Consider the following 13767-nt stretch of genomic DNA (forward strand, 5'->3'; position numbering starts at 1 on the left):
ATTAACAACCAACGTTGAATCATTAAGATTTTGGAAAAGAAAACTACACAAGATAAAGCCGTAAAATTAGAACCTGTAAGTATTAACGGAAAGGACTATTTTAAAATTTCTAACAGTGACCAGATGCGTCCTTTCTTTATGAGTATTGTTAGCGACTCTAATCACTGGATGTTTATATCTAGTAATGGAGGTTTAACTGCTGGAAGAAAAAATGCTGAGTATGCATTATTTCCGTATTATTCAGATGATAAAATAACTGAATCCTCAGAGATAACAGGTGCAAAATCTATATTTCAGGTCACCAAAAATGGCGAAAAGTACATTTGGGAACCATTTTCAATTAGGTTTCAGGATAACTACAATACCATCTGCAATCTTTATAAAAGTGTCTATGGTAATGCCCTGATTTTTGAAGAAATTAATCTGGATTTGGACCTAACTTTTAGATATGAATGGTGCTCTAGCAATAAGTATGGTTTTGTTAAAAAATCAACATTAATAAACAATTCAGAAACTTCTATAGAAGTAGAGTTGTTAGATGGTATTCAGAATGTGATGCCATTTGGTGTTAGTAGTGCCTTACAAAACGCCAGTAGTAACTTGGTAGATGCCTATAAAAGAACGGAATTGGTTAAAGATACTGGTATAGGGATCTTTGCATTAAGTGCCATAATAGTGGACAAAGCAGAACCAAGTGAAGCACTCAAGGCCAATATAGCTTGGTCAATAGGCATTGATAATCCAAACTATTTATTGTCTTCTTTACAATTAGACAAGTTCAGGAATTTTGGCAAGGTTAATCAAGAAACCGATATAAAGGCTGAAAAGGGAGCTTACTTTGTAAATGCTTCAGTAACTCTTGAATCGAAAGTTGCAAAAGAGTGGATGATAATAGCGAATGTTAATCAAGATTCCTCAGATATTGTTGCTATCTCTAAGCAAATAGGAACAGATAACCAACTTGCAGCAAAAGTCGAGGCCAACATTCAACTTGGTACAAAAAAGCTTATAAAACTTAATGCATCGTCAGATGGTTTACAATTAACCTCTGATAATTATAGAGACACAAGACATTTCTCTAATACGCTATTCAATATCATGCGTGGAGGAATTTTTGATGATGGGTATACCATTGAAAAATGGGATTTAAAGAAGTACTTGAGCAATGCCAATATCAATGTATCCAAACAAAATGCGGATGTATTGGATGGCTTGCCAGAAAAATTCAAGTTAAGTGAGCTAAAACACGTCGCAAACTCTAGTTCGGACAAAGATTTTAAAAGACTTTGTTTAGAGTACATGCCATTAAAGTTTAGTAGAAGGCATGGAGATCCAAGTAGGCCATGGAATAAATTCTCAATAAATACGCGAAGTGAAGTAGATGGTTCAAAAATTTTAGATTACGAAGGTAACTGGAGAGATATTTTCCAAAACTGGGAGGCACTTGCTGCTTCTTATCCTGAGTTTATCGAAAATATGATTCACAAGTTTCTAAATGCTACAACTTTTGATGGTTATAATCCTTACCGTATAACAAAAGATGGTTTTGATTGGGAAATTATAGAACCAGATGATCCTTGGTCATATATTGGATATTGGGGAGATCACCAGATTATTTACTTGCTTAAGTTTTTAGAGTTTATCGAGGAATATAAGCCTGGAAAATTAGAGAGTTTCTTTACGGAAGATATTTTTGTATATGCTAACGTACCTTACCGAATAAAAGGTTACCACGATACATTAAAAAATCCAAAGGATACTATTGAGTTTGATGAGGACTCAGATAAGAACATCAGAACAAATAGAAATAGAATTGGTGCAGACGGAGCGCTATTACAGTATAAAAACGGGTCTATTGTTAGAGCCAATTTTATGGAAAAGATTTTGGCAACAACCCTTGCCAAACTTTCAAACTTTATTCCTGAAGGAGGTATTTGGATGAATACTCAAAGACCTGAATGGAATGATGCCAATAATGCCCTTGTTGGTAATGGTGTTTCTATGGTAACACTTTACTACTTGAGAAGATTTTTAAAGTTTTTTGAAGGAGTGTTTGAAAGTGCGTCTACTAGCGAGATTGAAGTTTCATCAGAGCTTGCAGAATTTTTTAGTACTGTAAAATCAGCATTCATTCAAAACGAAGCAATTTTAAATGGCGCAATAGATGATAGTAAAAGGAAACAAATTCTGGACATTATTGGCCAGGCAGGTGGAAACTACAGAGATCGAATTTACAACAACTCATTCTCTGGAGATAAGGTACAGATTAATTTGAATGAAGTATTAGACTTTACGAAATCTGCAATAAAACATTTAGAACATTCAATTAGAGCGAACAAAAGAAATGATAATCTTTATCATGCTTATAATTTAATGACGGTTGAAGGAAACGAAGCTGTTTCCATATCATATTTGGATGAAATGTTAGAAGGACAAGTTGCGGTGTTAAGTTCTGGTTATTTATCTTCTGAGGAGAATCTAGCGGTTTTAGACGGATTAAAACAAAGTAAGCTTTTTAGGGAAGATCAATATAGCTACGTTTTATATCCATATAAAAATCTTAAGGGCTTCATGGAACGAAACATCATTTCATCCGAAGCTGTAAATGATTCAAAATTATTAAAGACCTTAATTTCAGATGGGAATACACGGATCATCAAAAAGGATATTAATGGCAGCTATCATTTTAATGGAAACTTCAAGAATGCAAATGATTTAGAGGAGGCACTAAACGACCTCAGAGAAACGAATTACAAGGAATTAGTAGAAACGGAGCAAGCAAAAGTGATTCAAATTTTTGAAAGCGTATTTAATCATAAAGCATTCACTGGCCGTTCAGGTACCTTTTATGGCTATGAAGGTTTAGGTTCTATATATTGGCATATGGTGTCTAAGTTGTTACTAGCTGTAATGGAGTGTTGCCAAAAAGCCATTGCTGAAAATGCCTCTCCAGAGGTTATTGGTAGACTTTTAGAACATTATTATGAGATTAATGAAGGTATAGGTGTTCACAAATCGCCAAAATTATATGGTGCTTTCCCAACCGATCCTTATTCGCATACACCAGCAGGAAAGGGTGCGCAACAGCCTGGAATGACAGGTCAGGTTAAAGAGGATATTTTAAGTCGTTTCGGCGAATTAGGTGTTTTTGTTAAAGATGGTCTGTTGGTTTTTGATCCTTGTATGCTTAGAAAAGACGAGTTCTTGGCTGAGGCACAAACATTTAAATATGTAAATATTAATGGTGATGAGGCTACGGTTAATGTTAACGAAGGTCAATTGGCATTTACGTTTTGTCAGGTACCTGTTGTGTATTCAATAGGTAGTGATTACAAAACAAATGTTTCATTTAAAAATGGCTCGGTAAAAACATTTAATCAAATGCGTTTGGATAACGATACCAGCGACAAAGTGTTTAGTCGTTTGGGTGAAGTAGAGCATATTACAGTTCATATTAAAGAAGACTATTTAAAATAAAAAAGTAAGCATCATGAAAATAAGAAGAATATCAGTATGTATTTTATCTATCGTGTTCATGATATCTTGCAAAAGTGAAAAGAACAGGGAACAACAGCCCTTAACCCAAATTAAAAAAGAAGTGACAGCAAAAGAGATATTAGGAAATCCAGATTATCTGGCTATTTCTTATGGTGGATATAGAGGAAAGACTAGGGATAGTCAACCCTCTATTGCAGAGTTAAAAGAGGACTTAAGGATTCTTTCAGCTATGGGAGTTAAGTTACTTAGAACCTATAATGTACAACCAAAATTACCACATGCCTCTAATGTATTAAAGGCAATATCAGAATTGAAAAAGGAAGATGAAAATTTTGAAATGTACGTAATGCTTGGTGCTTGGATAGACTGTCTTAATGCATGGACGGATAAAGCGCCTAATCATGATGTTGAAAGCCCCAATAATGCTGGTGAGATCAAAAGGGCCGTTGCTTTGGCAAATCAATATCCAGATATTGTTAAGATTATTGCCGTAGGTAATGAGGCCATGGTAAAATGGGCAACGTCTTACTATGTTCAACCAGAGGTTATTTTAAAATGGGTCAAACACCTTCAAAAGTTAAAAGGAGAGGGTAAATTACCTAAAGACTTATGGATTACCAGTTCTGATGATTTCGCGTCTTGGGGAGGCGGTGAGAGCAGGTACCATGTAGATGATTTAAATGAATTAATTAAATCAGTCGACTTTATTTCAATGCATACCTATCCTTATCACAACACGCATTATAATCCAGAATTTTGGGGAGTTCCCGAAGCTCATGCGAATATGCCGGATACGACTAAAATTGAAATGGCCATGGAACGCGCTATAAAATTTGCCCAAAAACAGTACGATAGTGTAACTAATTATATGAAAAGCGTTGGTGTCAATAAACCTGTACATATTGGAGAAACAGGATGGGCAACAACTTCCACTGGGTATTATGGGCCAAATGGTTCTAGAGCCACTGATGAATATAAACAAGGCTTATATTATAAATTAATGAGACGATGGACTAATAGAGCCAAGATTTCATGTTTTTATTTTGAAGCATTCAATGAACAGTGGAAGGACTCTCATAATCCTAATGGTTCTGAAAATCATTTCGGATTATTTACTATAGACGGCAAAGCAAAATATCCTATTTGGGATTTGGTAGATAAAGGAATTTTTGAAGGATTAACCAGAAATGGAAATGCTATCACTAAAACATACAATGGTGATAAAAATGCACTTTTAGAAGATGTGTTGGTACCACCGTCTGAGGAAGATATTATGGCAAAACATTAATAAAATGAAAATATTAAAAACCAGTATTTATTGTCTTTTAATATCAGCTATGAGTTGCAATACACAACCAGAACAACTAAATGTTGAAATTTTTGAAACTTCGGCTAGTGGAAATCAATTGACATCCATAAAGCCTATGGTAAACGATAAAGAAATAGATACATTACCAATTGTTCGCATTCTACCAGATCAAAAATACCAAACCATTACAGGCTTTGGTGGTGCATTTACAGAGTCTTCAGCTTATTTGCTTAATAAGTTGAGCAAAACAAATAGAGACCTTATAATGAAGGCTTATTTCAGTGAAGAAGGTGCTAATTATTCGTTGTGTAGAACACACATGAATTCTTGCGATTTTTCATTAGATCAGTATTCTTACACTCCTACCGAAGACAAGGAATTAAAAGATTTTTCTGTCAAAGAGGATATGGACGATTTAATTCCCATGATTAAGGAAGCTCAGACTATTTCTAAAGACGGCTTCAAACTGTTTGCGTCACCTTGGACAGCACCGCCATGGATGAAAGATAATAAAGAATGGGTTGGAGGTAAACTACTTCCAGAGTATTATCCAACATGGGCCTTGTTCTTTTCTAAATATATAGAAGCTTATAAAGATCAAGGTATAGAGCTTTGGGGCTTTACTGTAGAAAATGAACCTCATGGTAATGGGAATAATTGGGAGAGTATGCACTTTACACCAGAAGAAATGACCGATTTTGTTCAAAATCACTTAGGTCCTAAGCTAGAAGCTGATGGTTACGGTGACAAGATTATTTTAGGTTATGATCAAAACAGAGCAGGTTTAAAAGAGTGGGTAGACGTGATGTATGCTACAGAAGAATCTTCCAAATATTATGATGGTACGGCCATACATTGGTATGAGAGCACGTATAAAATATTTGCTGAAGACCTTCAGTATGCGCATCAAAAAGCACCAGATAAGTACCTTATAGAAACCGAAGGGTGTATTGATGCACAAGTTCCAGTATGGAAAGATGATGCTTGGTATTGGAAAAAAGAAGCTACAGATTGGGGCTGGGATTGGGCAAAGGAAGAAGAAAAGTACTTACATCCCAAATATGCACCGGCAAACCGTTATGCGAGAGATATTATTGGATGTCTTAATAATTGGGTAGACGGTTGGGTAGATTGGAATATGGTTTTGAATAAACAAGGTGGGCCAAATTGGTTTGAAAATTGGTGTATAGCGCCAGTAATTGTAGATGAAGATAATGATGAGGTCTACTTTACACCTTTATATTATATCATGGCTCATTTCAGCAAATATATAAGACCAGGTGCCAAAGTTTTGGGTATAGACCAATCGGATGCTGACTTAATGATTACGGCTGCAAAAAACCCAGATGGCTCAACAGCAGTGGTAGTTTTTAACGAAGGTAAAACAGCGAAACAATTCAATTTGTGGCTGAATGAGAAAAGAACTAGTGTGAATATTAGCGCGCAAGCGATTCAAACTATAATAATACCAACTAAATAAGAAAAATATGAGTTCAACTAAGGTACCTATTGGTCAAAAAGCAGCTTTTGGTGCTGGTCATTTTATTTTAAATATTCTGCCTGGAACATTAGGCGTATTTATTCAGTTTTTCTTACTAACAGCATGGGGTGTTGATCCACTCTGGGCCGGGCTTTTAGGAGGTCTACCAAGAATCTTTGATTCTATTACAGACCCTATAATGGGTTTCATTTCTGATAACACAAAATCACGATGGGGAAGACGAAGACCATACATATTCGTAGGTGCAATTATTAGTGGACTATTATTCTTTCTGATGTGGCAATTAGATGATAACGCTTCACAGAGCTATATCATTTGGCATGTCATGATTTTACAACTGTTATTCCTAATAGGTAACACCATGTTCGCCACTCCTTTAGTTGGTTTGGGTTATGAAATGACATCAGATTACAACGAGCGTACGAGGCTAATGGCATTTTCAAATACAATGGGGCAGATTGCATGGATGATAGTGCCTTGGCTTTATGTTATTATACCAGATACGGAAACATTTAATACCCAAACCGAAGGTGTACGAACAATGGCACTCATCGTTGGTGTGATGTGTGTTGTTTTTGGGATATTACCTGCACTCTTTTGTAAAGGAATCGATTCTTCACACATGGAAAATCGTAAAGAAATCAATTTTAAAACATTAGCAGCCAACATGAAGGATTTGCTTGCCGGAATCGTTCAGGTGTCAAAGAATCGTCCTTTTATGAAATTGTGTGGGGCAACGTTCTTAGTATTCAACGGATTTCAGCTGGTTGCTGCGTTCGGAGTATTCATCATAGTATTTTACATGTATAATGGTAGTTATGAATTAGCAGGTACATGGCCTGCTTGGTTCAATACGATCAATGCTATAATCACGGCATTTATAGTCATACCAATTATTTCTAGAATGGCTAATAAATGGGGTAAGAAAAATGCATTTATTATTTCAACTGTGCTATCCATTATTGGTTATATAGGTAAATGGTGGGGCTTTGATAAGGAATTAAACAGCCAATTTGCGCAAACTGGACTTGGAAAAAGTTTGAATTCTGGTGTAGGATCTTTATTTGAAACTTTAAATCCGGCTTTAGAAAATGTTGGTATGTCTTGGTTTAGTATTGAACCAGGAAGTGAAATACCATGGTTAATTTTTGTGCCTATACCATTATTTGCATTTGGTATGGGTGGTCTATTTACCTTAATGATGTCCATGACGGCAGACGTTTGTGACTTGGATGAATTAGAAAATGGGATGCCTAGAAAAGAAGGAACGTTTGGTGCTATATATTGGTTAATGGTAAAGATTGGGCAATCCATTGCATTAGTTTTAGGTGGTGTTATATTAAGTATTGTTGGTTTTGATCCAAATGCTACTGAGCAATCTATTGAAACCATGACCAATCTTCGAATAGCAGATATAATAGTACCATCAGCTACTGCCGCTCTTGCGGTATGGGTAATGTGGAAATACAGCCTTAATGAAGAACGGGCTAGAGAGATTAAACGAGAATTGGTTGAACGAAGAGGAGAATTATAATTATCAACAAAAACTAAAAAATAAAAATGTCATACAGAGAAGAATTCTATTTTAAGCCTACTAGGTACAAACAAACTTTAACCCAGGGTATTGATCTTTCAAAGTATTCATTGGAAGACTTAAAAGCGTTATGGAGAAAAACATTAAATGACGGCATGCATGGTATTTGTTTTAGTATGTATGAAGATGGCCAAAGACCAGGTGATACAATTACTGTAGAACAGGTTGAGCGTCGTGTTAAAATACTAAAGCCTTATACCAAATGGATTCGTTCATTTTCTTGTGTGGAAGGTAACGAGCATGTAGCACGTCTATCTAAGAAACATGGTCTAAAAACGTTGGTTGGTGCGTGGCTTGGAGATGACAAAGAGGACAACGAAGAGGAAATAGAAGGCCTTATACAATTAGCAAAAGAAGGTTGTGTTGATGTAGCAGCTGTTGGAAATGAAGTACTTTATAGAAATGACCTCTCCTTAGAAGAGTTAGTTGGGTACATTAACCGTGTTAAAGAAGCACTTACTGGCATGAATATTCCCGTGGGTTATGTGGATGCTTATTATGAATTTTCACGTCATCCAATTTTAGTAGAAAGTACAGATGTTGTTTTAGCAAATTTATATCCTTATTGGGAAGGTTGTCCTATTGAGTACGCACTCGGACACATGCAGGCTATGTTTGGTCAAGTGGTAGACGCGGCACAAGGCAAACCTATTATTATAACCGAAACAGGATGGCCAAGTCGTGGCGGTGGTCTAAGAGGAGCAATTGCAGGTGAAGAGGCTGCTATGAAATATTTTATTGATGCTATCAATTGGACAAAGGAAAACGAAATCCCAATATTTTATTTCTCCTCATTTGATGAGTCATGGAAAGTTGGGCCAGAAGGTGAAGTAGGAGCATATTGGGGGCTTTGGGATAAGCACGAAAAATTAAAGTATTAACTTTTAATGAGGTTTAGCAAAAAATAATTTATCACTACATTACCACTACATCAAGTCTGTATCTATTGTTTTTGAAAATGGTTATTTGCTTGTAAAACCTAATAGTGATAGTAGATTTAGGTAAGTATACAGCTTGAGATTAAAACCAATTTATTGTATGACTATTGTTAAGGTAAAATTAACGAATAACTAGGTTTAATTCAATATCTTTACAAATAACGCAATTACAGTGCAAAAATTGCATGGAATTATTAAATAACTAAAATAAATAATGATTATGAAGAAAATTACTTTTTTAATTTTTCTATTAGGTACGATTTTGACTTTTGGTCAATCCTTACCTATAGATTTCGAAGACGGCACAACTGCGCCGCAATTTCAATTTGGGAATTTGGGATTTGGAAATATTGTGAATCCTGACCAATCTGGAATTAACACTTCTACTAGGGTATTGGAAGTTAACAAACCAGATACTGCAGATTGGTTTGCAGGTTTTGGTTTTGAAACTCCGGGTTTACCCTTGATTGATTTAGCAAATGGAACTGAATTTACAATGAAAGTATGGGCCCCATTTGCAGGTCAAAGCATCAGATTTCAAATCCAAAATGGATTAAATATGGAACCGACTTACAACCGAGATGTTGTTATTAATACTGCTAATACTTGGGTTGAAGTTACTTTTGATTTTTCTACACAACCAGGTTTAACTGGTACGGAACAATATCCGGTATTAGTTATTCAACCAAATTATGATCCAGGTTGTGAAGGTGGTGGATGCTCTACAGTGGGTGCCGGTAATGGTGGTATCTGGTATATTGACGATATAGTACAGGTAGGAACTGTAGTTGATCCAAATGAAGATGCAACATTATCCGATTTAACACTGGATGGTGTTACCGTGACAGGATTTTCATCGAATACATTAACATACAATGTAGAATTACCAAATGGTACTTTAACTCCACCGACTGTTGCTGGTGTGGCGACACAAGCAGGGAATGGGTCATCAAATGTGAATGTAACTCAGGCGCCAGGAATACCTGGTTCGGCTACCTTAGATGTTACTGCACCTAATGGGGTAGATATGCAAACTTATACAGTTAATTTTACAGAAGCACCTGCTTTACCACCAGCTGCGCCAACTCCTCCTTCGGTTCCAGCAATATCAATTTTGAGTGATGTATTCACGGATGTAACAGTGCCTCAAGTAGATGTTTTTGGTGGTACTTTAACAAATTTTGATTTAAATACTGATGGAAACGAAGAAGCTAGAATGATAACTGGTGGATCAGGTTTCCAATTTAACTTTTTTCCAGGAAATTCCTTCATAGACATAACTCCTGCGGCATTTTTACATTTAGATGTTTATTGTGATAACCTAGCAGATAATGATATTTTAAGAATACGTTTGTTAGACACAGATCCAGGTGCTAATGGTGCTAATATTGCGCGATATGAGTTTTCTGCCGCTCAGTCTGGGACTTGGGTATCAATTGACTTACAGATTCCTAGTGGTATGAATTTAAACGATTTTGGGGATATTGATAGTGCTGGTTCTCCAGTAGATCTATCGAATCTATCTTTAATTCAATTTAATACCTTGGATTTAGGAAGTACCCTAGCTTCTAAGGAAGTTTACTTAAGTAATGTATATTTTTATGGTGGAACACTTTCAAATCCAGAGTTCGGGTTATCAGAGTTTAAAGTATTCCCTAACCCAACAAACAATGTTTGGAATATTTCAAGTGCAAACCTTATTAATGATGTGGCGGTTTTTGATATTTTAGGAAAGCAGGTGATTAGCTTATCTCCAAATTCTAATGAGGCTGTAATTGACGCTTCTTCATTAAAAACAGGTGTATACATGGCAAGAATTGAAGGTGTTAACGGATCAAAAACAATTAAGTTGGTCAAAAATTAAAACCTTTAGTTTTTAGAACAATATATTTACACGGCGAGTCTAAATATTTAGACTCGCCTTTTTTAATTTAATTTAAACCAAATAGTACTATTTAATGTCGCGAATATTAATTGCACTTAGGTTCTCTGCGAAATCAATTCAACTATAACAATCAATAAAACAATGAAACATATTAAACATAGTATTTTATCAATTGCACTTTTAATGTGCGGTAATGTATTCTCACAATCTTTACCCTTAGATTTTGAAGTTGCAGAAGATGATAACTGGGGTGCTTTTAATGGTGCTACAGCAGCTGTAGTCACAGACCCAACGAATACTTCGAACCAAGTATTAGAATTAACAAGTAATGGTGCAGACTTTGACGGAGCATCTTTAAACATGGGTACATACATTGACTTGTCTAATGATAGTAATAACACCATGACGTTAGAATTCTGGGCCCCAGATGCCTCTAATAGAACACATTTGTTAAAACTAGAGGGTGCTTCAAGCCAACCAGTAGCAACTGAACTTTACTTTAGTACTTCAGCTGCAGGATGGCAAACTATAACTCTGGATTTTGGTTCTGGTTTAGCAAACGATTATTCAATTTTAGTATTGTTTGCAGATTCAGGTCCAGGTAATACATCGTCCGGCACTTACTATATAGATAATATAGATGGTCCGAATGGAGCAGTAATACCACCAGATCCAATACCATCTGGTCCTGCAAATCTCCCGAATGCGCCAAATGCTGAAGTATATAGTATCTATAACGATAATTCAGGTTTTACCACTACTTTCCCAGTCGCTTATGACTTTGGTACGTTGTCCGGTGAACCCGACTTAGATCCTTCGGCTACTGAGAATAAAGCGCTTAAATTTAATTTTGGTGTTGCTGGTTGGGGACAGGGTGAAGGAGGTCCTGATGACGTGTCTTCGTATAACTATGTATCATTTGATTATTGGGCAGGTCCTACTGTAGTTGGTTTTGATTTTGTATTAATAAGTAACAGTGGTGCAATAACAGAGCATAAATATCAAATCAGTGTACAAGAACCTGTTGTCAATGAGGCCTGGACTAGAGTGCAAATTCCAATGTCATTTTTCACCAATATTGGTTTCGCGGATACGGCATTATGGCAATGGAAATTTAGTCCGCTAAATGATAGTGTAGATAATAGCGGAATTGTGTATGTAGATAACATCATTTTTACTCAAAACCTACTTTCAACGAATGAATTTAGTACTGAGTTGTTTAGTGTGTCTCCTAACCCAACAAACTCAATTTGGAATATCGATTCGAATCGCCAAATAATTAAAGCCGTTTGGGTTTATGATATTCAAGGAAAACAAGTTATTACAATGACACCAAATTCAAATGAGGCTATAATTGATGCATCAGGCTTAAACAATGGAATTTATATGGCAAAAATTGAAGGTGAAAACGGAACAAGAACGGTTAAGCTCATCAAAAATTAATAGCCTAAATTGATTAATAGCTAACAGAAAGAGCGTATTTTTACAATGCGCTCTTTTTTATGTAACTAAAAAATTAACTATGACTACTTTAAAAGAATTAGCAAAGCTCTTGAATATTTCTGTGTCTACAGTTTCTAAAGCCTTAAATGATAGCCATGAGATCAGTGAGAATACCAAAAGAAGGGTTAACGAATTAGCGGACAAACTCAATTACAAGCCTAATCGTATAGCACAGCAGCTTAAGACTAATAAGACAAAAACCATTGGTGTTATATTACCAACGGTCACTAATCCATTTTTTGCTGAAGTTCTTCATGGTATAGAAACAAGGGCGACCATTAATAACTACGACATCATTATATGTCTATCGGACGAGTCTTTGGAAAAAGAAAAACGCAGCCTAGAGCTATTGTCTAATGGTAGTGTTGATGGTTTTATTATAGCTGTAGCCAGAGAAAGTCAGGTCACTGAACAAACAGAGCATATTAATAAGGTTGTAAATAGTAAAATTCCCGTATTGATGTTTGATAGAGTGGTTAATGAAATTAATTGTGATAAAGTAGTAGTAGATGATTTTAAATCAGTTTACGAAGCCACAGAATATCTAATTAAAACCGAACAGCGTAAACACATCTTATTGGTAAGCAATATTGAAGAGCTAAGTGTTGGTAAGCTTAGAATCAAGGGATATGAAAAGGCTATGGAAGACGCAAATCTAAAACCAGACGTTTTGAAGCTCAGTAAAGTTAAGGATGTTGAGGCTCGCATTCATAGTTATCTAAAGAACCATCAAAACATAGATGCTATAGTATCTATTGATCATATTACTGGCATTATAGCAATAAACATGGCAAAAAAAATAGGAAAGGTCATACCAAAGGAAATGTCTGTAGTTGGTTTTGGTTACGAACATACACAGTTGCTATCTAGCCCAAAGATTTCGATAATTCATCAAAAGGCCTTTGAGATCGGTGAAATGTCTGTTCAATTATTGGTTGACAATTTAAAGGAAGAGGATCATAACTTACAAACCATTATCGTACCAAGTGAACTCAAACTTGCAGAGTCAACAAACTAAACTAATTAAATAAAAAAAGCCTGAAGAACACTTCAGGCTTTTTTTATCTGTTTAAAATCAAAAGGGGATTAATTATCACCTTTCATTTTATCTGCAGCTTTATCCATGGCATCATTGCCAGCTTTTTTTGCATCGTCAATAACATCTTTGGCAGCATCTTTAGCGTCATTTGCCATATCTTCTGCACTTTCCTTAACGCTGTCTACAGCATCATTTGCGGCATCCATGGCATCATTTGCGGCATCTTCAGCGCTATCCATGGCATCATTTGCAGCGTCTTTAGCACTATCCATAGCGTCGTTAGCAGCGTCTTTTGCATCATCTATTGCTCCCTCAGCTTTGTCTGCAGCATTTTCTACGGCGTCTTCAGTTTTTTCTTTAGTTTCTCTACAAGAGTTTAATGATAAGCCTAAAAATGCAACTAAGGCTAAACTTAATACAACTTTTTTCATTTTAATAGTTTTAGTGTTAATTGTTGTTAATGCTCTAATTTAATAATTTAAACGAAATTTTAAAATTTA

The 13767-nt window shown here is 35.7% G+C and carries 9 protein-coding genes; 8 read left to right on the forward strand and 1 reads right to left on the reverse strand.

The features are described from left to right. Nucleotides 1-27: 27 nt before the first annotated feature. The 8 genes from ACFQ1K_RS13730 to ACFQ1K_RS13765 all read left to right on the forward strand — a co-directional run bounded on the left by ACFQ1K_RS13730 (nt 28) and on the right by ACFQ1K_RS13765 (nt 13246). Entirely contained in the window at nt 28-3477 is a 3450-nt protein-coding gene (locus ACFQ1K_RS13730) for a hypothetical protein (RefSeq protein ID WP_320554596.1), read from the forward strand. Between the two features lie 13 nt (nt 3478-3490). After that, entirely contained in the window at nt 3491-4786 is a 1296-nt protein-coding gene (locus tag ACFQ1K_RS13735; protein WP_320554182.1) for a glycosyl hydrolase family 17 protein, read from the forward strand. Nucleotides 4787-4790: 4 nt separating this feature from the next. After that, nucleotides 4791-6287 carry a glycoside hydrolase family 30 protein gene (locus ACFQ1K_RS13740; RefSeq protein WP_386134334.1) on the forward strand — a complete coding sequence of 499 codons (1497 nt, stop codon included), beginning with the start codon at nt 4791-4793 and terminating at the stop codon, nt 6285-6287. A 7-nt stretch (nt 6288-6294) separates the two neighbouring features. Next, complete coding sequence (locus ACFQ1K_RS13745; RefSeq protein ID WP_320554180.1) at nt 6295-7842, forward strand: MFS transporter; 1548 nt, start codon at nt 6295-6297, stop codon at nt 7840-7842. Nucleotides 7843-7868: 26 nt separating this feature from the next. Further along, complete coding sequence (locus ACFQ1K_RS13750) at nt 7869-8783, forward strand: glycoside hydrolase family 17 protein (protein WP_320554179.1); 915 nt, start codon at nt 7869-7871, stop codon at nt 8781-8783. A 277-nt stretch (nt 8784-9060) separates the two neighbouring features. After that, complete coding sequence (locus ACFQ1K_RS13755; RefSeq protein WP_320554178.1) at nt 9061-10704, forward strand: T9SS type A sorting domain-containing protein; 1644 nt, start codon at nt 9061-9063, stop codon at nt 10702-10704. A 162-nt stretch (nt 10705-10866) separates the two neighbouring features. Further along, a complete protein-coding gene (locus tag ACFQ1K_RS13760) occupies nt 10867-12168 on the forward strand; it encodes a T9SS type A sorting domain-containing protein (RefSeq protein WP_320554177.1) in 1302 nt (433 codons plus the stop codon). Between the two features lie 79 nt (nt 12169-12247). Continuing rightward, the gene (locus ACFQ1K_RS13765; RefSeq protein ID WP_320554176.1) at nt 12248-13246 is read left to right on the forward strand and encodes a LacI family DNA-binding transcriptional regulator; all 999 of its coding nucleotides are present in this window, start codon (nt 12248-12250) and stop codon (nt 13244-13246) included. Nucleotides 13247-13314: 68 nt separating this feature from the next. Here the strand turns inward: ACFQ1K_RS13765 and ACFQ1K_RS13770 are convergent, their stop codons facing one another. After that, complete coding sequence (locus ACFQ1K_RS13770) at nt 13315-13698, reverse strand: hypothetical protein (protein ID WP_320554175.1); 384 nt, start codon at nt 13696-13698, stop codon at nt 13315-13317. Between the last annotated feature and the right edge of the window lie 69 nt (nt 13699-13767).

Source organism: Winogradskyella aquimaris, from assembly GCF_042676105.1.
GTDB lineage: Bacteria > Bacteroidota > Bacteroidia > Flavobacteriales > Flavobacteriaceae > Winogradskyella > Winogradskyella aquimaris.